Origin of the sequence: uncultured Aquimarina sp. (genome assembly GCF_947496855.1) — a bacterium.
Classification (GTDB): Bacteria; Bacteroidota; Bacteroidia; order Flavobacteriales; family Flavobacteriaceae; genus Aquimarina.
This window is the reverse complement of sequence record NZ_CANMED010000002.1, coordinates 221,901-242,915: the sequence shown is the minus strand read 5'-3', so window position 1 is coordinate 242,915 and position 21,015 is coordinate 221,901. Positions and strand designations below refer to the sequence as shown.

The window sequence follows — 21,015 nt, the reverse complement described above, 5'->3', positions numbered from 1 at the left end:
TTTTGAAGTTTCTTAAAACTTTTTTAAAAAATAAGTCATCCAAAAATTACTTCTCAGATGACTTTATTCGAATTCAATTTTATATTGTATTAAAATTAGATCTTAAATGTAATCACTGGTTTATTCGCGTGATTAGCAATATCTTCTCCTATACTTCCATTAAAAAAGTGAGATAAGCCTCTTCTGCCGTGAGTAGGTATTGCAATAACATCTGCGTTTATTTTTTTGCAATAATTAAAAATTCCACTCTCTACAGAATAATCATTGTGAACAACTACTTTATTAAAATTTTCCAAATTTCCTAAATCTGCTTTATACAGAAATTCTTTTACTCGCTCTTCGATTTGATCAGAGTTTCTAAATCGATCACCAGGAAGATTTACATATACTAGATGTACGGTAGCATTAAATAGATTAAATAATCGATTGGCACTATGATATGCACGGATATTTTCTGTTTTAAAATCGCTGGCAAACACTACTTCTTTTATATCGAATTTATCAATTTGATTTTTGATAACCAAAACAGGTATATCAGAAGTACGAACTACTTTTTCTGTATTAGAACCTACAAATACTTCACTCAATCCACTGCTGCCGTGAGAACCCATAACAATAAGGTCTACTTCATTTTCATTAGCAACTTCATTTATTTCACTAAATACCTTGTAATTTTGTACAGTTTCTGTGATTTTAATATCCTTTAGATATCCTTTATCTAAGAAGGTTTTAAATCTTTTTTCTGCCAGTTTTAAATAATAAATAGCTTCTGCAGCTTCTTGAGCGTCATCTTTGGTAAGAATAGCTTCTGATAAGCCAAGCATATGTAATACAATAATTTCTGCTTGTTGCTTGCTTGCGATGTCAGCCGCTACTTGTAATGCATATTCTGAGTGTTCAGAAAAGTCAATTGGGACAAGAATTTTTTTCATAATTACTAATTTTTACAGAATCAAAATTAGATGATGTTGAGAGGAATTAATATGATAATTGTCATTGAATTTGTTTTTTAATATTAGGAGTATAGTATTTTTGTAAATAGATCGAATCTATAAAATGAAGAGGTAAAACTTTTAGAACTATGCTTAAACATTATAATATTTTGGTAAAAGGGAAAGTCCAAGGAGTGTGGTATCGAAAAAACACTTTAGAAAAGGCACGGGAATTAAATATCAGAGGAACTGTAAAAAATCAATTAGATGGTAGTGTTTATATTGAAGCAGAAGGAAATGAAAATCAACTCAAAACATTTTTAGAATGGTGTGCTGAAGGCCCTGAGTTTGCAGAGGTTTTAGATGTTTCTAAAGAAGAAGGTAGTCCTTTATTTTTTGAAGGTTTTGAGATTTTATAATAATTTCTAGATATTATTATAAGATGTTCTGTTTAAAATAGAACAGATTGTAACCTTTGTTACCGAAACAAATAATAACTTTTTCTACCTTTAATATTTTAAAACTCTTTAAGGTTATTCGATACATTATAGAAAAAGAATTGTTTTAGTGATTTACATTATCAAAGTATGATGTTATCTGTTTAAAACTAAATGTTATGGAAAAGTATATAAATGCATTTGCAGATGCTTTTATGAATAATATTCAATGGACCTGGAACTCAATAGTTTTCGAGGTACCTTGGTACACCAATTATTTTTGGGGGCTGATAGCAATTTCGTTTTTGGTTTGGGGATTAGAAATAGTATTCCCTTGGCGGAAAGAGCAATCCATTTTTAGAAAAGATTTTTGGTTAGACGGATTTTATATGTTCTTCAATTTTTTTGTTTTTGCCATTGTAATTAGTGGTTTTTATCAGTTGTTAGGAGTGTTTTTAGGTGATGTAGGTATTTCTGCAAAAAGTTTAACCGTTATCAATATATCAGCTTTGCCAAAATGGACTCAATTAGTTATCTTTTTTATCCTATTGGATTTTGTACAATGGTTTACGCACGTATTATTACATAAATATCCATTTCTTTGGAAATTTCATAAGATTCATCATTCTGTTAAGGAAATGGGGTTTGCGGCGCATCTTCGTTATCACTGGATGGAAAATATATTCTATAAACCTTTAAAAACGATTGGTGTAATGATTCTTGGTGGTTTTGAGCCAGAACAAGCTTATATCGTTCACTTTTTGGCGATATCCATTGGTCATCTTAATCATTCAAATATTAAGATTACTTGGGGTCCACTGAAGTATATTTTAAATAATCCGGTGATGCATCTCTATCACCATTCTTATGTGTTACCTAAAGATTCTTATGGTGTTAATTTTGGCATTAGTTTAAGTCTTTGGGATTATATTTTCAAAACTAATTATATACCTGAAGATAGTGGTGCTATTGAAATTGGTTTTCCTGGAGATGAAAAAGTGCCTAAAAGTTTTTTTGGACAGCTTATTTATGGTTTTGGAAAAACTAAGAAAGATTAATATGAATCAAAAGAGTGCATAATATAATGAAGGAGAAAGTACAAAAAAAAGCCTCATCGAATACCGTTTATGGTTTAGGTATTATAGGAGCATTAATTTATTATATAAGTAATGCTACTAGTTTTTGGATGGGTATATTGGGGATTTTAAAAGCTATTTTTTGGCCAGCTTTTCTTGTATATGAATTACTTAAATATGTAGGAGCTTCTTAAATACGTGCTAACCTTAAATTTTAAGGAAAGAGGTGTAAATCACTTACAAAGGGTAATGCTAATTGTTTTAATAATAAAACAACGAATATAAAGGGTATCAATGTAGACTCCTTAATTGTGAGGAAGTAGAGGTGAAAAGGTATAGTAATCATCATGTTCGTTGATTTTTATTAATTTTATGAATGACAGAATGCGTAATAAAAAAAACTTTAAAATATTTCCCAAAACGTTTAAAATCATAAGTTAGTAATAATGCTCGCTATTCCTATTCCGAGAATAAGGAATAATACGAATCTCCTGAATTGTTCCTGAGATATATTGTTTAAGATTTTCTTTCCAATCCAAGTGCCAAGAATGCTTACCACTATTAAAATAGGAACTAAGTATAAAATCTCTTGTTTCATATAACCATTATAATAATATATAATAGTTCTACTAAAATCTACACCTAAGTCAATCATCGCAGAAGTGGCGATAAATTTATCTTTATTCATTTTGAAAGCTGCCATTGTAATTCCTCTAATCGCTCCACCTGTTCCCAAAAGTCCTGCACTTAAACCAGATAAAGTACCTCCCAGAATGGCATTTTTTGTCGTAGATTTTACTTTAAGTCCCCTGAAAACTAAAAACAAAAGGCTCAAGCCAACAAGAAAAAACCCGAGAAACCAAGTCAAGATTTTTGGATCAAGATATTTACTTAAAAAAGCACCAATAGAAACAAACAAAACTGCGGGAATACCTAATGAAAGAACTAGTTTTTTATCCAATCCTTTCTTGAATAAGGCAATTTTGGTGAGATTACTGGATAGGTGAAATAGGGCAGTGAGCCCAAGTACAGATTGGAAATCTAAAAAGAAATTTGCTACAGGAACAAAGAATACAGAAGATCCAAACCCACCAACAGTTCCTAATACTTCTGAAAGAATGGCAAGAATTATGAATATTGATAAGTATTTGTCAAGCATAACTGTATTTATGTGTACAGTTAAAAATAGGACGTATTACGATCATAATTTATGATAAATGTCACTTCGGTTTAGATGTAACTATATGTTACCGTTCACGAGTTTTTTTTATCTATATATGATACTCTTTTTCCAAAAAGTATTATAAATAATCTATAATCTGAAAAAAAAAGTACTAAGAAAGACTGCAGTAAAATGATGTTTTTGTTTTATTCTTGGTAAGAATGATTCTATTCATAAAATTTATTTTAACAGGACAAAATACAATTGTTTGTATAGATTTTTTTGTTTTTAATTAGAACTAAAGAAATTAAGAAAATTTATTGAATTCTTTTTAGAGCTAGTCTCATCAACACTGTCAAGATTATTTTGGGTATATTTGAGAGACTACTTTAGCTCAAATAAAACATTGAATGAATCATATTTGTTTTTTATTTTTCCTATTTCAATTCTTTTCTTTTTCGCAATCAATTGAAAATAAGATTTTGCCTGAAATCACCCACTACGATACTAAAAATATGGGGTTTGGAGCACAATCTTGGGATATTGAACAAGATGAAAATGGAATTGTATATGTAGCAAATGAAAATAAAATCTTAATCTTTGATGGAAGTGAATGGCATTCCGTGGTGACTAATAACGCAATGGTTAATAGAAGTTTATTTGTTAAGAATAAGGATTCAATCTATTTTGGTGCGGATGGGCATTTTGGATTGATAATTACTGACGATAAAGATGCTTATAAAGTTTCATTATTAAACAGTGTTAATAAAAGTGTTTCTGATAGTGCCGAAGAGTATTGGAGAATACACGAAATAGACGATGAAGTCGTTTTTCAAACCTTTAGTAATTTATATATTAATCAAGGTAATATCATTACCAAAATACCCGCTCCATGTTGTTTTAGATGGAGTTATAAAGTAGATGGGGATTTATATGTAAATGATTATGAGCATGGTATTTTTAAATTATCTGGAACAAGTTTGTTGCCTATATATAATAGTGATGAACTAAACGCTAATATTATAGGGGTTACTAAATTGGGCGAAGATTTAATTCTCATCAGTGATACAAAAGGACTATTTAAGCTTAATAATGATATAGTTGTTCCGTTAAATTTTTCGTTATCTGAAGAAGTTAAAAAAGCACAGGTTTTCTCTTTTTTAAAACTTGAAGATGATAGAATTGCCTTAGGAACGGTATCTGATGGATTATATCTACTCGATTTGAATAATGGAAAAACTGAAAACATCAACAAGTTAAAGGGTTTACAAAACAATACGGTTTTATCAATATTTCAGGATGATGAGCATAATCTTTGGTTAGCATTAGATTATGGAGTCGATTATTTAAAATTAAACTCTTCTTTGAAATATTTTTATGATTACTATGGTAAACTAGGAACAACATATGCTGCAATACAAGATGACGGTTTTTACTATATAGGTACTAATCAAGGATTGTACCTGTTGGATCATGAATCGGCAGTTAAGGAAAACAATTTTGAGCAATTACTGAAGGGGCAAGTTTGGAATATCGTTTCTATAAATGATGAGGTATTGGTTGGGCATGATACCGGCGCATACACTTTAAGTGGAAAAACAATAACTAAAATGGGCTTTAGTAAAGGAGCCTGGGATTTTAGAAGTTTTAAGAATAAGAATAGAGACTTTATTCTCTCACCGCATTATAATGGAGTATCATTATACGAGAAAATTGATGATAATTGGAAAGAATATCAACTTAAAGGGTTTAATAAATCAGTAAGGTATTTAGAAATAGATCAAGATAATTATATATGGTTAGCATTAAGATCAGAAGGGGTATTTAAATTCAGTTTAAATGATAGTAATAATACACTCATAAAAGAAGCTTTTTTCCCTTTAAGTGATTTTGAAGGAGCTGTTTTGTCAATGTCAAAGGTTAAAAAACAAATTGTTATTACATCAGGCTTTCATTCATATATGTATGAACCTGAAAATAATTCATTTGTTAAAAAGGAACTAGGAAATAAAAAAGGATATGCACCTCGTATTATTGAAAAAGACGATGAAATTTGGTACATAGATAATAATAGTATTGTAATAGAAAATGAAAATGGTTTAATGAATCTGGAAGAGCTTCAGGATCAACTGGTCCCTGATGTTTTAAATTCCTTTACACTAGATGATAAACATGAACTCATTCCGGTTTACAGTGGTTTCTCAGTATATGTTAGAGATAATTTTATCCCTATAAATAGTAAAAGAGAAGAAGTGTTAATTCGAGATTTTGCATCAGTGAATAGTAATGTATCTTATTCAGAAAAGTCAGAAATACCTTTTCAGGATAATGACATTAAAATAAGATATGCTTTGCCGATATATGGTAAAAAAGTAAGTTATCAATCAAAAATAAATAATGAGGACTGGAACGATTGGACAACTTCAACAGAACAGACTTTGTATAACCTCACCGAAGGAGATTATACATTTTATATTAGAGCGAAGTATGATGAAAACGTAAGAGAGTCTTCTTTTTCCTTTACAGTAAAACCCCCTATTTACAGAACCCTTTGGGCGTATGGAGTTTATTTATTACTAATTGGCGGGTTGGTATTTATAGCATTTTTTGTTAATCGCTATAAAATGAAAAAGCAAAAAATTAAACTCCTTAAACAGAAAGAAGAAAAGCTACATAAACAAGAAGAAGTTTATAAAACTCAAAAATTAGAACAAGAACGTAAAATCATAGAGCTTAAAAATTCTAAACTAGAAGATGAAGTAAAAGCAAAAAGTAGAGAGCTTACTCAGATCGCTTATGTAAATCTTAATAAAAATAAGATTTTGAAAAAGATTAGAGATAAAATTGTAAAAATCCAAGAGTCTCCTAATATTCGCTCAAAGGATAGTAATTACATGGATTTAAAAAGGCTTGTGGAATATTATATTACCGATAAAGAAAGTAAATTGTTTAAGATAAACTTTGATAAGTCTCATCAAGAGTTTTATGAAAGATTGTCTAAACAACATCCTAGTTTAACCTCGAAAGATTTAAGACTGTGTGCATACCTTAAAATGAATTTGTCTTCTAAAGAAATAGCTCCGTTACTTGGTATAAGTCCTCAAAGTGTAGATGTGAATCGACATAAGCTTAGAAAAAAAATGAATCTAAGCTCTGATGATAATTTGACTCAGTTTTTGGTAAGTTTTTAGATATGCTCTTTGATTATTTGCTGTCTAAAGCTTTGTGTTCTTTTTTAATACTATTATTTAAGGATTAACGTTTTAGTAATTGATTTAACAGAGTTTTTATCTCAAAAACATTATTTTGTGACTTTGTAAACCTACTTAGCCCTTTTGAATTTTAATTTTTTATATACATTATCCTTTCAGGAAAAACCTGAACCCAGGATTCCGGAATTCCTTGGAATCATATTAGCCGTTGGTATTGTTTCGATATGCTTGTATTATGTTTCTCGATACCTGGAAACGGTATATGCGAAATTTTATAAGAAACCTTTTTTTGTGCATTTCTATCTAGGCCCTAAAAAATTACCAACACATTTGTTATCTTTTTTAAAGACAAATACACTATATAATCAATTAGACAAACGAAGAAAAGGATATTTTGAACATCGAGTTGTAAGATTTTTAGAAAACACAAAGTTTGTTGGTAGAGAAGGACTTATCATTGATGATGATAAGCGAATGCAAATTACAATGATGGTAATTCGGTTAACCTTTGGGATGCGAAATTATTTGTTAGAATATGTAGATACTATTATTTTATACCCATCTTCTTATTACTCCATTCTTAATAAAACAGAAAATAATGGAGAGTTTAACCCAAGATCTAAAGCTTTGGTGTTGTCCTGGGAACATTTTAAAATAGGAAACTTACATCAGCAAGATGGAGTAAATCTAGGAATTCATGAAATTACCCATGCCATCCATTACTGCTCTTTGAAAAGTAATAATATTAGCTCAGAAATATTTCATGATACTTTTTTAGAACTAGAAAAGCACCTCTCTTCTGTGGAGTTACGTAATAAGATTATTGAATCTAAAGTTTTAAGAGAGTATGCTTTTACAGATAAATTTGAATTTATAGCAGTGTTAGTAGAAGTTTTCATGGAATCTCCTGAAAAGCTAAAAGAGCAATTTCCTGACATTTATGCTTATGTTGGTCGTATGTTAAACTTTAGATATTTTCAGATTTAAAACCGGTGTTAGAACATTGAAATTATGTCTGCTTGCCGTATAACAGGTGTTTAGCAATTAATTTGTAAAAAAACCAAAAAGACTAGTAACATTTTGCTCAACCATGACACTTATATTAAACGATAAAAACTATATTTATCGCATTAAATAATTTTAATAAAAAAAAGAATAACATGGAAGGATTACAACAAGTAGCACCTGTAGTAAGTTCACTTACGGATGAAAAAAGAGTAGCTTTTTATAAAAAAACCTATACACATCTGGCAATGGCGGTATTGTTATTTGTGATTGTAGAATGGTTGTTTTTTCAGATTGAACCTTTGGTGAATTTTGCGTTTTCGATGGCACAAGGTTGGAGTTGGATGTTAATGCTTGGTGGTTTTATGTTGGCAACTAGTTATGCCGAAAAAATGGCACATAAAAGTCATGATATCAAACAACAGTATTTAGGTTTGCTTCTATACGTAGTAGCAGAAGCCTTTATTTTTATTCCTTTGATTGGGTATGCGATGATAATCGCAGGAAATGGAGGAGGAGATATTTTAAGTCAGGCAGCAATTTTAACCTTAGCCCTGTTTACAGGTCTTTCTGGGGTAGTTTTGCTAACAAAGAAGGATTTTTCTTTTCTTAAGTCAATGTTAACAATAGGTTTTTTTATTGCATTAGGTTTGATTGTAGCTGGATTACTATTTGGATTTAATCTTGGATTGTGGTTTAGCGTGGGAATGGTAATTTTAGCTTCTGGATCTATATTGTACCAGACTTCTAATATGGTTCATAAATATTCGGAGGATCAATATGTGGGAGCATCTTTAGGATTGTTTGCTTCGTTAATGTTACTTTTCTGGTATATCCTTAGTATTTTATCTAATGATTAGAAGCCTATCTTAATAGGTCAGAAATACGTTATAAATAGTAAAAGGCTGTCTTATAAGACAGCCTTTTACTATTTATTTATAGATTCCAGTCGTTTCTTTTGACGTTCGTGATGTCTCATATGTATTTCGATAAGAGAAAACCATTCGACAGCATTAATCATTCCAAAGAATGGATGACTATGCTTTATTTTTGTATCGCATTTTTTTACCAGAGGCTCTTTGGATACAGTTTCTACTATGAATTCTTTGAAGTTGTTTTCTAACAGGTCTCTTTTTAATATTTCAGGAGTAAAGTCAATCACAATTTTAGAAGGAAAAGATTCCATTTTGATATTGCGATTAGGAATAATATTTAGATTAAATATTAAATATGCTGCACCGTTCTTAAGTTTCCCATTTTTAGTATCGTTATCTATACATTTATGAAAATTTGGGAGTTGGTATGTTTTTGCTACGCGTATAATATGATCATATAATTCAGCAAGGGACCATTGGTTAGAAGAGGGTTTATGATATAAACTTTCCTGATTGTAATTCTGAAGATCCAGATGCCATTTTTTAGATCTTTTTTTAAAGGAAGCAACTGGATTTTTATTAAACATCTTATTTCCCTGAAATTATATGTTTTATTATTGCTTTTGCGTGAATTCTAGAGTTTTCTATAAACCATTTATGAGTGTCCATACCTCCACATATTACTCCAGCTAGGTATAGATTATCAATGTTAGATTCCATGGTTTCCTCATTATATTTGGGATGCAATTTTTCATCATCAGAAAGCTGAATTCCAATTTTCTTTAGAAAATCAAAATTCGGTGTATAACCCGTTAGTGCTAATACATAATCGTTTTCTACACTAATTTCTCCCTTAGGAGTGTTTAGGATGATTTGCTGAGGTTTTATTTCTTTAACTGATGTGCTGTAATAAGCTTTGATGCTGCCTTCTGCAATTCTGTTTTCGATATCTGGTTTAACCCAATATTTTACGCGTTTACCAATTTCTGGACCTCTGACAATCATGCTAACATCAGCTCCTTTTCGGTAACATTCTAAAGCAGCATCTACTGCAGAATTACTAGCGCCGATAATAGATAGTTTTTGTTTTGCAAAGAAATGAGGGTCTTTGTAATAATGCGAAACTTTTGGTAGTTCTTCTCCAGGAACATCCATAGTATTTGGAATATCATAAAATCCAGTTGCCAGAACGATATATGAAGCAGTATATTCTTGTTTTTCTGTTTTTATATGAAAGATGTTTTCTTCTTTTTTTATAGAATTTACTTTCTCAAAAAGATGAATATTTAAGTCATTAGAAGAAACGATCCTTCGATAATATTCTAATGCCTCATTTCTTTTAGGTTTTGATTCATTACTAATAAAAGGTATTTCATCAATCTCTAGTTTTTCTGAAGAAGAGAAGAACTGCATGTTTACAGGATAATTAAAAATAGAATTTACGATAGGACCTTTTTCTATTATTAGATAGTTTAGTCCTTTTTTCTTCGCTTCCAGACCACACGCAATACCGATTGGGCCTCCACCAATTATTATGAGATCAATGTGTTTCATTAAGAAATTAATTCTTTCAATCCTTGTATGGTTTGAATAGGATCTTGACTTTTAAAAACATAACTCCCAGCAACTAATACATCTGCTCCAGCATCGACTAGTTGCTTGGCATTTTTGTTAGTGACTCCTCCATCAATTTCAATCAATGTACTGGCATTATTGCGATCAATTATTTCTTTAAGTTGTTTTACTTTTTTATAGGTGTTTTCTATAAAAGATTGACCACCAAAACCTGGATTTACACTCATAATACATACTAAGTCAATATCCTTGATAGTATCTTCAAGTAAACTTACATTAGTATGAGGGTTTATAGCTACACCAGCTTTCATACCTTCCGCCTTTATTGCTTGTAGAGTTCTGTGAAGATGGGTACAGGCTTCATAATGAACGGTAAGAATATTGCTTCCTAAATCAGCAAAAGTCTTTATATATCGATCGGGATCTACAATCATTAAGTGTACATCGATAGTTTTTGAGGCATGTTTTACAATATCTCTTAAGACAGGCATGCCAAAGGAGATGTTAGGGACAAATACTCCATCCATTATATCGATATGAAACCAATCAGCCTCACTTTTATTGATCATTTCTACATCACGCTGTAAATTAGCAAAATCAGCGGCTAGTACCGAAGGGGCAATTAATTTTGAAGACATAAAATAGTATTGTTTGCTGCAAAAATACTATTAAAGTTTTGAAATTGTACTTAAGAAAGCTGCATAAATTTATTTGTTAAATAAGATATACTTTTAAATGTTTCTGGGTTATTAGACTTTTCTTTTTCTAAAAAACTCTGTAACTCTGAATGTTCGGATTTTTTATTAATTGTAGAAAATTTAGAATCGTACTTTGAGAATGTAGGTTTCTCCATTTCATGATCGAAAATCTTGATTACATCATAATGCCTAGAATCAATAAGTATTCTTTTAAACAAATCTTGTATACGTGTTTTTTCACCTTCAAGGATTTGAAAAAAGTTACCATCAGAATACATCAATATACCTGTGATGTTTAAGCTGTTATTGTTAATCTTAACAAACTCGAATAACTCATTAATGTCAGAATTACTTAAAAGTTTATTTGCAGTACTTACATAACTAATGGTTTGCCACATAGTAGATTAAATATTGGTTAAATTTAATTATAGGGATTCACCCTTGATCTTAAAAAAATGACTTGTGTTTACTACTTTAATGAGTATGAAATTTATTGCCCAGACAGTATTAGGCAAGCTTCATAAATTTATTGACGAGGTAGGATATATTTTGGAAGTTTTTGGGGTTATAAACTTTTCCTACCTCTAAAAATTGTTGTAGATCAGGATAATCCTTCTCTCGATTTATTATCGTATATGTGCTTTGAAAACTTGTAAAAGAAGGAATATTAATTGATCTATCTAGTATTTTAATAATATTAAAGTGACGAATGTCTCTTTTTATTTTTTGATATAGATATTGGATGACTTTTTTTTCTCCTTCAATAATTTGAAAAAAATTATAATCAGAATACATTAAAATTCCTGTAATACCAAGATCTTCATTTTTCAATTTTGTGGTATATAATAATTCATTGATTTGAAAATCAGAAAGTTCCTTAGATGTACTTACATATGAAATGGTATGTAACATATTAGTTTTCTTATATACTAAAGTTACAATTTTTTTGGGGAATATTTATGTTAATTTATGTTTTTATATTTTGTTTATTCTTTTATGAAAATTACTTTTGCGAAATACAAAAAAATAGAACATAGTATATCCGTTAAGATAACTTCATGAATTTGTTAGCTAAATATGAAATACTTTTATAATTATCAGGATTAAAGGATTTCTCTTCTCTCAGAAAAGTTTGAAGTTCATTGTGATCATAAGATTCTCCTACAACTTTGAAATTGGAGTGATATTTTGAAAAACAAGGATTAATGATAGCTCTGTCAAAGATTTTGATAATATTATAATGTCTAGAATCTTGTTTTATTTTTTTAAATAAAGGATCTATTAAATCTTTTTGACCTTCTAGAACTTGTAAAAAATTACCATCGGAGTACATTAGTATTCCTGTAATTTTTAGATCATTATTTTTTAACTTAACAAATTCGAATAGTTTTTCCATATCATCATTATTTAGTGAAGGATCTACGGTACTTACATAACTAATGGTTTGCCACATGTGGTTGAGATTGTAATTAAATATACGTTTTTTTTGAATCTAAAAGGCTGCTTTTATAGCAAAGTAATCGTCAACTAAATGTGTTACATGAAAAAACCTCCGGTAATCAGCCGGAGGTCATTCATCAATCAAAAAACGAACAGTTATGTTATAAACTGTTTGTAATCGCAATTTAGGAAATTAAACGTTATCCTAAATAAGTTTTTAATATTTTACTACGAGATGTATGTTTTAATCTACGAATAGCTTTTTCTTTAATCTGACGAACACGTTCACGTGTTAAGTCAAAAGTTTCTCCAATTTCTTCTAATGTCATTGGGTGTTGATCTCCAAGACCAAAATATAAACGGATCACATCTGCTTCTCTTGGTGTAAGCGTCTCTAGAGCACGTTCTATCTCAGTACGAAGAGATTCATGTAATAAAGACCTATCTGGATTAGGAGACTCACCAGAATTTAATACATCATAAAGGTTAGAGTCTTCTCCTTCTACCAAAGGAGCATCCATACTTACGTGACGTCCAGAGTTTTTCATAGACTCTTTAACGTCATTTATAGTCATATCCAGTTCCTTTGCAATTTCTTCTGCACTTGGTGGACGTTCGTGAGATTGCTCTAAAAATGCATATGTTTTATTGATCTTATTAATAGATCCAATTTTATTTAATGGTAAACGAACAATACGTGACTGTTCTGCCAAAGCTTGTAAGATAGATTGACGAATCCACCATACAGCGTATGAAATAAATTTAAAACCTCTGGTCTCATCAAAACGTTTTGCCGCTTTAATCAATCCTAAGTTACCTTCATTAATTAAATCCGGTAGCGTAAGTCCTTGGTTTTGATATTGTTTCGCAACAGATACTACAAATCGTAAATTTGCTTTTGTTAATTTTTCAAGGGCTCTTTCATCACCAGCCTTTATTCGCTGAGCTAATTCCACCTCTTCATCCGCGGTAATAAGATCTACTTTACCTATTTCCTGCAAATACTTATCCAGCGATGCAGTTTCACGATTCGTTACCTGCTTCGTAATCTTAAGTTGTCTCATCTATGTTATCCTTGAATTTTTATTTGTGAATACTTTATTTAGGGCGTTGCTTTTATTTATTATACGTGTATCGTTACCAAAATGTTACAAAAAAGTAAAATTATTTTTTCAATCATCTATTTTTTTAACTTGAATCGTTTGACTTTTAGTCGTATTATTAGCTGTTTAATTACAAATTTATTCAAACTCTAAAACATTTTTTGCTACAATAAGAGATCGCAGTGCTTCAATTTTTTTATGCATCTTGTTAAAAAATAAGTTTCTTTCTTTTTCTCCTGCAGTACTCAATAGTTTAGATCCTTCCATCTGGATCTTTAGGAATTGTTCTGCTTGGTCACAGGTTATTACATCATTGGTTCTATAATAGGAAAGAATAGTAAAAGGTACATACAACGATCTTTCGGTAGGTGTTTTGACCAGTACTCTATTATTCATTAATAGCAGTTCATTATAATAGAATTTGAAATTATCTTTTTGTTCAATTATTTTTTTAGAGATCTTATTAATTAATTCTCCAAGATCATCACATATTTCTAGAGCATCCTTAGAAGTAAGTGAATTCGACTCAAAATAAAAGTGTATTTGTTTTAGCGTACTATTTATCGTTGTGATATCCCAAATTTCTATACAATTTAAGTCATTGTACATATTACCTAAACGTTTTGCAGATTCTAGAAGCGATAACGATGGATTAAATCCTGTAAATCTCATATCACTCAGTTCAGAATCCATAATTTTTAACCAGACATACATTTTAAATTTCGAAAGTAAGTTGTCATCTGATGTGTAAAAGATGGGTAAATCTTTTGCAGAATAAATCATTTCTACATTTGAATTGTTAATTAATGGCGATAATGATTTATATGAGTTTTCATAATAAGCCAGTAAACTTTCCATGTCTTTAACAGGAGCGGTCTTTTTTACAGCTACTATATGCTCATCTTCACTAGAGAATAATTGATCTATTGATAAGCTGAAATATTTAGCTAGTGTTACACCTTCTTCTAAAGATAATTTACTTTTTTTACTGATCCTTCTGTGTGCTGCGTCATAACTTATATCTAATGCAGTGGCCACTTCATCTATTAATGAAGTTTTAGAACTGATTTGTTTCTTGATGAGTTCTAAGAAGTTTTCTTGTATCATTTCCGATTTTTTGACGATTGATAATGTTGTTTAGTGCTGTAAAGTAAAATAGAAAAATAAGTTAATTTTTGCGATTTTCACAAAAAAATATCTCACCTCTTGTGATTATTACTTTTATCGCAAATAACGAAATTGGCTCTTACTTTTTTGTGAAAATCGCAAAAAAATAAATTTCTATTCGCATTTATCACTTTACGTCTTGTAATTATCACAATAGTTTTGACTTGTGAAATTTTTAAAAACAAAAAAATGAAAAACAAAACTGTAATAGTGTTTGTATTCGTCTTATTGATGAATTGGATAAACATAAAAGCTCAAGAGACAAATTTACTTTTGATCAAAAAGGGAAAAAGTTTTGAGCAAAAGGATGATATGGTAAAAGCAGACCCTACCGGGTTTTATTTATACGAAAATGTTTTGTATGATTTAAAATTGAAAAGTGGAGAACGATATAATGGTAGGCTAGTAGATATAAAAAAAGATACGATATATGTTACTAATACTTTTAATGAAGCAGTCGCAAAAAAACATAATACTGGTTTTGATACAATCCCAGTTTCAGTGAACAATCTAGACAAGTTGTTTTTGATTTCTGATAGATCTTTAGGACTATATGAAAAAATAAACTTAAAAAAGTATGACTTTATATTTGAGGATGATCTAAAAAACAGATCTGTAGAAATCAAAAATATACAGGTGTATTCTAATGATATTAATTTATATGAATCAGGCCTTTTGCTTACTGCGCAAGGGTTAGACTTAATCTACGAATCAAGTGGACAAACTTACTATTATGAAGGTTTACAGGAAAAGCCTAAACCTATTATTAAGAGGGATACATATGTTTCTAGAAAGATAGGTGTTGTCCCTTTTAATGTTGATGAGGTAAATGGTTTCGCTTTATCTCTAAGTACAGCGCCATTTAATGATGACGAAACTTTAAAAGTAAATGGATTTCTTATAGAGGTTGAGCCTATTAACTTGTTCGCATATACTTTTGGATTCATGAATGGGTTATTATTTAGTTCAGACTCTAGTTTAGCACGTAATAAAGATGATATGAATGTTTTTATAAAGGGATTAACGATTAGCGCTGTGGGATCAATGAGTAAATCAAGACAATCTGGAGTGACTTTAGGAGGAGTATATACCGGTATTTATACTATGAGAGGTTTTTCGCTAACAGGTGTGCATACGATGACTTATGATTTTGAAGGTGTTATGATTTCCGGAGTAAGGAATCAATCCAGGATGGGAAAGGGAGTTCAAATTGGATTGTTTAATTCTTGTAAAGATCTTAGAGGGATACAATTTGGCCTTTGGAATAAGAATGAGAGACGTTCTTTACCCTTTATTAATTGGCAATTTTCTAAAAAGAAAATGAAATCAAAAACATCATAATTATGAAAATCACTAGCAACTTAAGCATCGAAGGGGACTATGGATTCGAGGCATTTTACGTACTTACTGGAGACTTGGTTGGTCTTATTCCGGTAAAAGAAAAGTTATATACACGTATTAAATTACTGGATAAAGAAACTTTGAAAATTAGTTTAATGAAATCAGAAACTCAAAAGATTTCAAAATATATAAAAGGATCGCTTAGAGACGGGATTTTTAGTGTTTCATCTAGCAATAGAGTAGTCTCAATGCTATCATTTATAAAGCATTGGCGAACCCAAAAAATAAACGTGCGGTCTAGTAAAGAACAATTATTAGTTTTTTTATCAAAAACTGGAAACGTGCAATTGGGAGTTTTTAGAGATATCACCTCGCGAAAGAAAAAGTAAGGTTCAATGCTAATATTGACCTAAAAAACACGGCTAAATTTTAAGCCTTTATAATTAATCATACCAATTAATAAGTAATACTATCGAGATAATGTAGCGATCGATTATAGTTATCACGTAGGTATCGATTTGTCAAATTTTAAAATGAAATAATTATGAAAAAAATAAAATTTTCTAAAGATGAAGGTTCTGATTTTTATAAGGAACTCAATGAACGAATTAGAAATTATTTTGAGAGTAATCGTATAGGTAAAACCGGAAATAGAAAGATGATTTTTAAAATAGCTATGTATTTTACATTAGTGGTTTTGTTTTATTTTTTTATGCTCACTTCATCAAATACAGTAACATTCTTCGTTTTCTATATTGGTCTAGGTATATCTGTATTATTAAATGCATTTAACGTTTCTCATGATGCTGCGCATGGAGTTGCTGTAAAAAGTAAATTTTGGAATAAGTTTTTATTTCAATTAAGTTTTAACCTACAGGGGAATAATGCATATGTATGGGGTAAAAATCATAATGAATCTCATCATTTATATACGAATATAGAAGGAAGCGATATCGATGTTCTTAATAATCCTTTGGTAAGAATGACGATGGATCAAGACTTGCGATGGTATCATAAATTTCAATACTTGTATGTTCCATTTTTGTATTTATTTTATTCACTTAACTGGTTTTTATTCAGAGAATTTTTAATGATTTTTAATCGCTCTAGTAGAACGATTAAGATTAGTATTCCTACTGGGGAGATTATTAAACTGATATTTTTTAAGATAGTTTATATTATCTATATGGTTGTGGTCCCCTGCATTCTATTACCATTTGGTTGGGAATATATTATAACAGCATTTTTATTAAATCATTTCTTAGTGGGCATAATATTCACGGCGGTATTAGGAGTATCTCACTTATCAGACTATGTAGTGCATCCTGAACCTGATTCAAATGGGGAGCTTAATATGAGCTGGCCTAAATTACAGATGTGTACTTCTGTTGATTATAACGTGGATAGTACTTTTTTGAATTGGGTGTTAGGTGGTTTTAATGCACACGCACTACATCATTTATTACCTAATATCTGTCATATACATTATATAAAATTACTACCTATATTTAGAGAGGTAGCGAAAAAATATAATATAGAATATATGGAGATGTCCTATGTTCAGGCTTTAAAGTCGCATTTCAGGTTTTTGAAAAAAATGGGAACACAAGTTGAATTTAAACCTGTTAATTATGAAATCTAAACATATTTATAATAAACTACATACAGAATTATTTCATAATATTCAGAAGGAAATTAATAGTAAGCTGAATTTCTGTCCAAAACTGTTTAAAAGCAGAATTGTCTTTAAAGGCTTAGTTTATTTGTTTTTAACTGTTGTGACCTATATTAGTATATATATTGTAAATCATCCATTTCTATTAGTTGTGGTGTATGTAGTATACGGATTAATTTCATTATTGTTTGCGTTTAATTTTGCACACGATTTTTCTCATAATACTATTTTTGGCAGTAAAAAACTGAATCATCGTTGTTTTGTATTGCTTTATTCTATAGTCGGAGCGCATGCAGAGGCTTGGAAAGATAGGCATGTAAAATCACATCATCACGCACCCAATGTAGAAGGGTATGATACAGACTTGGAGATAACAAACCTGATTAGGGTAGTTCCTGGTAGTTACAAGAAATGGTTTCATCAGTTTCAGCATTGGTATGCACCATTTTTATATACTACATATTCGCTGTTCTGGGTATTTATTAAAGATTTTAAAATTTTCTTTGATAAAAGCATAACCGGGAAAACTAAAACGATGAGATATAAGATTTCTTTTTGGTGTCAAAAGATTTTTTACTTGATCTATTTAGTAGTGTTACCATTAGTATTCATTGATCATACATGGTATATGATTTTGATTGGATTCTTTATAATGCATTTAGTACAATCCTTATTTTTATTATTTACCTTTTTTATGACACATCATATAGAAGGTGTGATGTATCCGAAAACGGATGATTTTGGATTTATAAATGCATCATGGTTGATAAATCAAATACAAAGTTCTAATGATTTTTATCCTTTTAGTAAAACAGCGAATTTCATTTTTGGGGGCTTTAATAATCATATTGCACATCATTTGTTTCCTCATATTCATCATGTATATTATCCGGAACTGAATAAGATTCTCTATAAGATTTTAAGAAGTAATTTTATAGAGCCTAATCGAACTACGTATATAGGTGGAATCATATCACATTTATCTCATTTAAGAGTGCTAGGAAGAGTATTGTAGATCAATAATATTAAAGTATAGACACCTTCAAATTGTTGAAGGTGTTTTTTATTAGATGATTTTCTGACTTGCGATTATCACAACAACAAAATTTCACTCTTGTGTTTTTGGCAACTGTAGTTAGTGAATAGCAAGTATGTTTGAACCACTAAACAATTTGAAAGCAATATTATGATGAGAAAATTAATTAAACTATTTGTGGTAGTAGTATGTATTTCTAACTATGGATACGGTCAAGATTTAGGAACCGAGAATAAACAAAACAAAATGAGAAAACCAATAGCCTTTACTAATGGATTCAGTAAGGTTTTAAATGCGGAGAGTGATGAATTAGATGTTTATGCTGGTATAATGCTAGAACGAAAGAATGGGTGGGGTTATGGATTCGATTTTACCAAATCAGCGTATACACCATCTAGTTTACAAGGATTACCTCCTATAAGTGAGATAGAAAATTTTGAAGGTACTGAACTACCTGAAGGAACTGATATAAATTTTTCATATACAGAAAAAAGAGATAATAGGTTATATTCTTTATCGCTTAACGTATTTAAATCCATTGCACTTAATAATAAAAAATCTATCAAATTATATATTATGGCAGGTCCTTCTATCATATATAGTGAAGATTATGAATATAAAGTTGAGTTTTCTCCAGGTTCTTCAGGTGGATTTGGTTTTCCTTTGTCTATCGGGCCATCATTAGATTACAGAAGAAGTAAGGAAAGTAAGAAAATAATTTTAGGGGGATTCTCTAAAATATCTCTCAGATATACTTTTAATAAAGTAGTGGGTCTGGAACTTTCCGGATATGGTAACGTAAATAGAGTGAAAAGTGTTTATGGAGTGCAGTTTGGCGTAGTGCTTGGGAGGCTAAAATAAAATATAGTGGTAATTAGGAAAACTGAACTACACCTTCAAAAGTATTGAAGGTGTTTTTTATTAGATGAATTTCTGACTTGCGATTATCACAATAACAAAATTCCATACTGGCGATTTTAGCAACTATAGCTGATCGATAGCCAGTAAGTTTACATCACTAAACAATTTGAAACTTTATCATGGATATTTTTGATAGAATACAACAGCATAACGGACCGATAGGAAGATTTCAAAGTGAAATTGAAGGTGAATTTGCCTTTCCTAAATTTAAAGGAAAAATTTCTAATCGCATTGTTTTTGATAACAAGGAATTAATCTGTTGGAGTTATAATAATTATTTAGGCTTGGCAGGTTCTGATGAGATTAATGAAATAGATGCGTTTGCACAGAAAGAATGGGGGATGACCTATCCTATGGGATCCAGAATGATGACTGGTGATACTGCACTCCACGATCAGTTCGAAAACCACATTGCTGCCTTTATTAATATGGAAAAAGCATTGCTGCTCAATTTTGGGTATCAAGGAATGATATCTGTTATAGATTCATTATTATCTCCAAATGATGTAGTGATTTCTGATGCTCAATGTCATGCGTGTATTATAGATGGAATACGACTGCATCGCGGAGAAAAGTTGATTTATGAACATAATAACATTGAAAATTTAGAACAAAAATTAAGGATAGCTGAAGAAATTGTAAAAAAAACAGAAGGAGGTATTCTTGTTATTACCGAAGGTGTATTTAGTATGTCTGGTGAGCAAGGTAAACTAAAAGGAATATGCGCTTTAAAATCAAAGTATAATTTTAGGTTTTTGGTAGATGATGCTCATGGATTTGGGGTAATGGGACCACACGGTAATGGAACAGTTTGCGCAGAAGGTTTAGAAGAAAAGGTTGATTTGTATTTCACAACTTTTACAAAATCCATGGCTTCTTTTGGAGCGATCATAGCGGGAAAGAAAGAGATTGTAAATTATTTCAAGTATAATTTACGCTCTCAAATTTTTTCTAAATCCTTGCCGATGCCCGTAGTTTATGGATTAAATAAAAGGTTAGAAATTATTAAAAACGCAACTAATAATAGAGCAAAACTTTTTCAAATAACAACGATACTTCAAGAAGGTTTGAGAAAGAGAAAACTACTCTCTAATAAAGTTAACACGTATATTACACCTGTTTATTTTACAATAAAACTAGAAGATATATTAGCCATTCTACACGAGTTGATTTATATCCGAGGAGTGTATTGTTCTATTGTTACTTACCCAGTAGTACCAAAAGGAGTTGTTATTTTTCGTTTAACTCCCACTAGCTTGCATACAATAGAAGATGTTCATCGCACGCTAGAAGCATTTGATGTTGTATTTGAAAAGTATATAAAAAACTACAGTAGTTTTTCTGTGCATACAATATGAGT

The 21,015-nt window shown here is 30.3% G+C and carries 22 protein-coding genes; 12 read left to right on the top strand and 10 right to left on the bottom strand.

The features are described 5' to 3' along the window. Positions 1 to 95: 95 nt before the first annotated feature. A complete protein-coding gene (locus tag Q0921_RS07050) occupies positions 96 to 932 on the bottom strand; it encodes a universal stress protein (protein WP_299255394.1) in 837 nt (278 codons plus the stop codon). Positions 933 to 1,081: 149 nt separating this feature from the next. On the opposite strand from Q0921_RS07050, the gene Q0921_RS07045 reads away from it, so the two are divergent. The 3 genes from Q0921_RS07045 to Q0921_RS07035 all read left to right on the top strand — a co-directional run bounded on the left by Q0921_RS07045 (position 1,082) and on the right by Q0921_RS07035 (position 2,639). After that, positions 1,082 to 1,351: an acylphosphatase gene (locus tag Q0921_RS07045; protein ID WP_299255391.1), complete on the top strand. Its 270-nt coding sequence runs from the start codon at positions 1,082 to 1,084 to the stop codon at positions 1,349 to 1,351. Between the two features lie 197 nt (positions 1,352 to 1,548). Then, positions 1,549 to 2,427, top strand: coding sequence for a sterol desaturase family protein (locus tag Q0921_RS07040; protein ID WP_299255388.1), 879 nt, complete (start codon positions 1,549 to 1,551; stop codon positions 2,425 to 2,427). Between the two features lie 26 nt (positions 2,428 to 2,453). Continuing rightward, entirely contained in the window at positions 2,454 to 2,639 is a 186-nt protein-coding gene (locus Q0921_RS07035; protein WP_299255385.1) for a hypothetical protein, read from the top strand. Between the two features lie 236 nt (positions 2,640 to 2,875). On the opposite strand, the gene Q0921_RS07030 is transcribed toward Q0921_RS07035, so the two are convergent. Continuing rightward, complete coding sequence (locus tag Q0921_RS07030; protein ID WP_299255382.1) at positions 2,876 to 3,604, bottom strand: sulfite exporter TauE/SafE family protein; 729 nt, start codon at positions 3,602 to 3,604, stop codon at positions 2,876 to 2,878. A 485-nt stretch (positions 3,605 to 4,089) separates the two neighbouring features. On the opposite strand from Q0921_RS07030, the gene Q0921_RS07025 reads away from it, so the two are divergent. The 3 genes from Q0921_RS07025 (at position 4,090) to Q0921_RS07015 (ending at position 8,684) form a co-directional block, all read left to right on the top strand. Further along, positions 4,090 to 6,798 (top strand): LuxR C-terminal-related transcriptional regulator, encoded by a 2,709-nt coding sequence (locus Q0921_RS07025; protein ID WP_299255379.1) that lies wholly within the window; start codon positions 4,090 to 4,092, stop codon positions 6,796 to 6,798. Between the two features lie 144 nt (positions 6,799 to 6,942). Next, a complete protein-coding gene (locus Q0921_RS07020; RefSeq protein ID WP_299255376.1) occupies positions 6,943 to 7,806 on the top strand; it encodes a zinc-dependent peptidase in 864 nt (287 codons plus the stop codon). 173 nt (positions 7,807 to 7,979) lie between these two features. Continuing rightward, entirely contained in the window at positions 7,980 to 8,684 is a 705-nt protein-coding gene (locus Q0921_RS07015; RefSeq protein WP_299255373.1) for a Bax inhibitor-1 family protein, read from the top strand. A 68-nt stretch (positions 8,685 to 8,752) separates the two neighbouring features. Here the strand turns inward: Q0921_RS07015 and Q0921_RS07010 are convergent, their stop codons facing one another. The 8 genes from Q0921_RS07010 to Q0921_RS06975 all read right to left on the bottom strand — a co-directional run bounded on the left by Q0921_RS07010 (position 8,753) and on the right by Q0921_RS06975 (position 14,622). Further along, positions 8,753 to 9,286: a hypothetical protein gene (locus tag Q0921_RS07010; protein ID WP_299255370.1), complete on the bottom strand. Its 534-nt coding sequence runs from the start codon at positions 9,284 to 9,286 to the stop codon at positions 8,753 to 8,755. A 1-nt stretch (position 9,287) separates the two neighbouring features. Continuing rightward, entirely contained in the window at positions 9,288 to 10,253 is a 966-nt protein-coding gene (locus Q0921_RS07005) for a YpdA family putative bacillithiol disulfide reductase (protein WP_299255367.1), read from the bottom strand. Beyond that, positions 10,253 to 10,912: a ribulose-phosphate 3-epimerase gene (rpe, locus tag Q0921_RS07000; protein ID WP_299255364.1), complete on the bottom strand. Its 660-nt coding sequence runs from the start codon at positions 10,910 to 10,912 to the stop codon at positions 10,253 to 10,255. The genes Q0921_RS07005 and rpe overlap by 1 nt, the downstream gene beginning before the upstream one ends. Before the next feature lie 50 nt (positions 10,913 to 10,962). Continuing rightward, positions 10,963 to 11,370 carry a BLUF domain-containing protein gene (locus Q0921_RS06995; protein WP_299255362.1) on the bottom strand — a complete coding sequence of 136 codons (408 nt, stop codon included), beginning with the start codon at positions 11,368 to 11,370 and terminating at the stop codon, positions 10,963 to 10,965. A gap of 109 nt (positions 11,371 to 11,479) precedes the next feature. Next, complete coding sequence (locus Q0921_RS06990; RefSeq protein WP_299255360.1) at positions 11,480 to 11,884, bottom strand: BLUF domain-containing protein; 405 nt, start codon at positions 11,882 to 11,884, stop codon at positions 11,480 to 11,482. Between the two features lie 133 nt (positions 11,885 to 12,017). Beyond that, positions 12,018 to 12,425, bottom strand: coding sequence for a BLUF domain-containing protein (locus Q0921_RS06985; protein WP_299255357.1), 408 nt, complete (start codon positions 12,423 to 12,425; stop codon positions 12,018 to 12,020). A 187-nt stretch (positions 12,426 to 12,612) separates the two neighbouring features. Next, positions 12,613 to 13,476, bottom strand: coding sequence for a sigma-70 family RNA polymerase sigma factor (locus Q0921_RS06980; protein ID WP_027395748.1), 864 nt, complete (start codon positions 13,474 to 13,476; stop codon positions 12,613 to 12,615). Between the two features lie 177 nt (positions 13,477 to 13,653). After that, entirely contained in the window at positions 13,654 to 14,622 is a 969-nt protein-coding gene (locus Q0921_RS06975) for a hypothetical protein (RefSeq protein WP_299255354.1), read from the bottom strand. A 249-nt stretch (positions 14,623 to 14,871) separates the two neighbouring features. Between Q0921_RS06975 and Q0921_RS06970 the strand changes: the two genes are divergently transcribed. From Q0921_RS06970 to Q0921_RS06945, 6 genes are all read left to right on the top strand, one after another. Next, positions 14,872 to 16,023 (top strand): hypothetical protein, encoded by a 1,152-nt coding sequence (locus tag Q0921_RS06970; RefSeq protein WP_299255351.1) that lies wholly within the window; start codon positions 14,872 to 14,874, stop codon positions 16,021 to 16,023. 2 nt (positions 16,024 to 16,025) lie between these two features. After that, positions 16,026 to 16,412: a hypothetical protein gene (locus Q0921_RS06965; protein ID WP_299255348.1), complete on the top strand. Its 387-nt coding sequence runs from the start codon at positions 16,026 to 16,028 to the stop codon at positions 16,410 to 16,412. Positions 16,413 to 16,567: 155 nt separating this feature from the next. Further along, positions 16,568 to 17,665, top strand: a complete 1,098-nt coding sequence (locus tag Q0921_RS06960; RefSeq protein ID WP_299255345.1) for an acyl-CoA desaturase — start codon at positions 16,568 to 16,570, stop codon at positions 17,663 to 17,665. Further along, on the top strand, positions 17,655 to 18,713 hold the full coding sequence (locus tag Q0921_RS06955) for a fatty acid desaturase (protein WP_299255342.1): 1,059 nt from the start codon (positions 17,655 to 17,657) through the stop codon (positions 18,711 to 18,713). Before Q0921_RS06960 ends, Q0921_RS06955 begins: the two co-directional genes overlap by 11 nt. Positions 18,714 to 18,887: 174 nt before the next feature. After that, entirely contained in the window at positions 18,888 to 19,595 is a 708-nt protein-coding gene (locus Q0921_RS06950; RefSeq protein ID WP_299255339.1) for a hypothetical protein, read from the top strand. A gap of 179 nt (positions 19,596 to 19,774) precedes the next feature. Then, entirely contained in the window at positions 19,775 to 21,013 is a 1,239-nt protein-coding gene (locus Q0921_RS06945; protein WP_299255337.1) for a pyridoxal phosphate-dependent aminotransferase family protein, read from the top strand. Positions 21,014 to 21,015: the final 2 nt, after the last annotated feature.

Coding starts and splice junctions, on each gene's coding strand:
- Q0921_RS07050 (WP_299255394.1), bottom strand. CDS start 932: ATGAAAAAAATTCTTGTCCCAATTGACTTTTCTGAACACTCAGAATAT.
- Q0921_RS07045 (WP_299255391.1), top strand. CDS start 1,082: ATGCTTAAACATTATAATATTTTGGTAAAAGGGAAAGTCCAAGGAGTG.
- Q0921_RS07040 (WP_299255388.1), top strand. CDS start 1,549: ATGGAAAAGTATATAAATGCATTTGCAGATGCTTTTATGAATAATATT.
- Q0921_RS07035 (WP_299255385.1), top strand. CDS start 2,454: ATGAAGGAGAAAGTACAAAAAAAAGCCTCATCGAATACCGTTTATGGT.
- Q0921_RS07030 (WP_299255382.1), bottom strand. CDS start 3,604: ATGCTTGACAAATACTTATCAATATTCATAATTCTTGCCATTCTTTCA.
- Q0921_RS07015 (WP_299255373.1), top strand. CDS start 7,980: ATGGAAGGATTACAACAAGTAGCACCTGTAGTAAGTTCACTTACGGAT.
- Q0921_RS07010 (WP_299255370.1), bottom strand. CDS start 9,286: ATGTTTAATAAAAATCCAGTTGCTTCCTTTAAAAAAAGATCTAAAAAA.
- Q0921_RS07005 (WP_299255367.1), bottom strand. CDS start 10,253: ATGAAACACATTGATCTCATAATAATTGGTGGAGGCCCAATCGGTATT.
- rpe (WP_299255364.1), bottom strand. CDS start 10,912: ATGTCTTCAAAATTAATTGCCCCTTCGGTACTAGCCGCTGATTTTGCT.
- Q0921_RS06995 (WP_299255362.1), bottom strand. CDS start 11,370: ATGTGGCAAACCATTAGTTATGTAAGTACTGCAAATAAACTTTTAAGT.
- Q0921_RS06990 (WP_299255360.1), bottom strand. CDS start 11,884: ATGTTACATACCATTTCATATGTAAGTACATCTAAGGAACTTTCTGAT.
- Q0921_RS06985 (WP_299255357.1), bottom strand. CDS start 12,425: ATGTGGCAAACCATTAGTTATGTAAGTACCGTAGATCCTTCACTAAAT.
- Q0921_RS06980 (WP_027395748.1), bottom strand. CDS start 13,476: ATGAGACAACTTAAGATTACGAAGCAGGTAACGAATCGTGAAACTGCA.
- Q0921_RS06975 (WP_299255354.1), bottom strand. CDS start 14,622: ATGATACAAGAAAACTTCTTAGAACTCATCAAGAAACAAATCAGTTCT.
- Q0921_RS06970 (WP_299255351.1), top strand. CDS start 14,872: ATGAAAAACAAAACTGTAATAGTGTTTGTATTCGTCTTATTGATGAAT.
- Q0921_RS06965 (WP_299255348.1), top strand. CDS start 16,026: ATGAAAATCACTAGCAACTTAAGCATCGAAGGGGACTATGGATTCGAG.
- Q0921_RS06960 (WP_299255345.1), top strand. CDS start 16,568: ATGAAAAAAATAAAATTTTCTAAAGATGAAGGTTCTGATTTTTATAAG.
- Q0921_RS06955 (WP_299255342.1), top strand. CDS start 17,655: ATGAAATCTAAACATATTTATAATAAACTACATACAGAATTATTTCAT.
- Q0921_RS06950 (WP_299255339.1), top strand. CDS start 18,888: ATGAGAAAATTAATTAAACTATTTGTGGTAGTAGTATGTATTTCTAAC.
- Q0921_RS06945 (WP_299255337.1), top strand. CDS start 19,775: ATGGATATTTTTGATAGAATACAACAGCATAACGGACCGATAGGAAGA.